Consider the following 1,863-nt stretch of genomic DNA (forward strand, 5'->3'; position numbering starts at 1 on the left):
CGCGTTGGCGTCGTAGTAGTAAAAGATGGAATGCTGCACGCCGTCGTTGTCCGACAGTTCGTCGGTGGGTAGGCGGCGTTTGTTGTAGCCGTAAGCTGCGGGAGATGGTGGTACTCAGATTGGTGACATGGCCATCCAGATAGCAGAAAGCAAAGACCGCCAATGTAGGCGGTCTTTGAAGGAGCCATTTCTGGCTGGACCGAATGGGGCTCGCGGGTTCAGTGGCGAATTCAGGGAATACCACTCTGACCCCTATTTTCGAACGTCGGGGCTTTTTCTTAGGTCCACCGCCCAAGAAAGCCGGGTCGGTCCACTCTGACCCCCTATTTTTGACGCCCTATTTTTTGGGTCCCTCGCATTTCAGAATTCCTGCATCTTTGGTCACGCGACCGGACCTGTAGTCTCTCCACCACTCCCGAATCGCGTCTTTCTCTTCGGTAGAAACGGGTGAAGACCTTGCACGCGAGGGATACTCCCCCTCCCGAAACCCGTAAATCATGAAAGCTGCTTCGTCGCCTTCGGTCGAACCTCGGAGTATCCGAGAAGCGATCGCAAGTCTTACCGATCTGCTCTTTTCTGTGGAATCCAGAAGCCTGATCAGTTGCTCCACGTCCTTTTGACGAACCCAACAAGAATATGGGGCATCGAAAGAGTACCAATCCACTACACCATTGGGCGTTTTTAGGTACTGCAAGAATTCTATGGCATTGCCATTTTCAAAGTCGAAATCCGGCCTCATCTTCTGGGCAGCACACGCGTACAATGCAAGAGAGACAAAAAATAGAATAGAAACCCGGGAGATATTCATTCTCGATACCACTCCTTAAATTTGCCGTAACTGGGATGTTGATCAGAAGGATGATGGTCTACAATTTCTTTGTCACCTTCTTTACTCGTGACGACCTCAGTGTTTCCCTCGGCATCCACCACGGACACAGTTGCTGTATGAATATCGGCTGCATCTAATTCCGAATCATCAAGCTGACCATTTCCGTTAGAATCAGTGCCATATACAACTCTATCCCCCGGCCTGTTGGGCTCATCGGGAGCGAGTTTCTTGCCCTCGGCGCGGGCTTTCATTACGTCATTGACAATACTATTGTCCATTCTAGGAAACACATCATCGTTGGCCGGATCACCAGGGTCACCCTGGGAATCGTGCCAAGTAAACGAAATGCAGTTATACGCGTCGCGATTTGGCTGATCGATACCATTGCTGTCTTTTGAATAAGCTAGCGTCGCTGAACCCAACCGGACATGGCGACTAATTCCCAGCGGCCCATTGAGTGGCTTTTCTCTTCTCCCATCTGGATCTGAGAAGACATAAGGGCTGTCGTTAGAGTATTTGTAGCGACCGAAATTGTCTCCGGAGTACATTTCCGTCGAAACCGGGTCAACCGAAACGAATCTCCCGATCTGCGGATCGTAGTACCGCTGCTGCATATACGTCAGTCCGGTTCCCTGATCCATCACATGCCCGGTATACCCGGTGCCATCGATGATCGAATTGTAGGCTTCACCATACGGCGCATAACTATTCCGCTCGGTGACGACCCGCCCCGGATCCGTCTCCGCCACCGGACTCCCCAAACTATCGGTGTGCTGATACCGAATCGTCTCCACACCCGACCCCCACGCCACCGCCCGCGTCGCCACCTGCGTATTGCCGAGATAGATGTAGTAGATATTCTGGCTACGACGCGCCTCCGCCGAGTACAGCACCTGCCCCGCCTGGCTGTAAATCCAGTACGTCGTTTGATTTGGCACAACATCTCGCGCCTGAACCCGACGCCCCAGACCGTCATAGCGGTATTCCTGCACACCCGTGACCTGGCTCAGGCGATTCGCACTGTCAAAGACATA

The 1,863-nt window shown here is 52.7% G+C and carries 2 protein-coding genes; both read right to left on the reverse strand.

Annotated elements, in window-relative coordinates; translation table 11 throughout:
* Nucleotides 1–337: 337 nt before the first annotated feature.
* Nucleotides 338–808, reverse strand: a complete 471-nt coding sequence (locus tag G467_RS18125; protein ID WP_155844913.1) for a hypothetical protein — start codon at nucleotides 806–808, stop codon at nucleotides 338–340.
* Nucleotides 805–1,863: RHS repeat-associated core domain-containing protein (locus tag G467_RS17950; RefSeq protein WP_162140769.1), on the reverse strand; the 1,059-nt coding region annotated here is incomplete at its 5' end. The genes G467_RS17950 and G467_RS18125, both read right to left, overlap by 4 nt.

The organism is Arenimonas oryziterrae DSM 21050 = YC6267 (assembly GCF_000420545.1).
GTDB classification, from domain to species: Bacteria; Pseudomonadota; Gammaproteobacteria; order Xanthomonadales; family Xanthomonadaceae; genus Arenimonas; species Arenimonas oryziterrae.

What these genes read in the sequence shown, in the direction of transcription:
- G467_RS18125 (WP_155844913.1), bottom strand. Translation starts at nt 808, where the DNA reads ATGAATATCTCCCGGGTTTCTATTCTATTTTTTGTCTCTCTTGCATTG.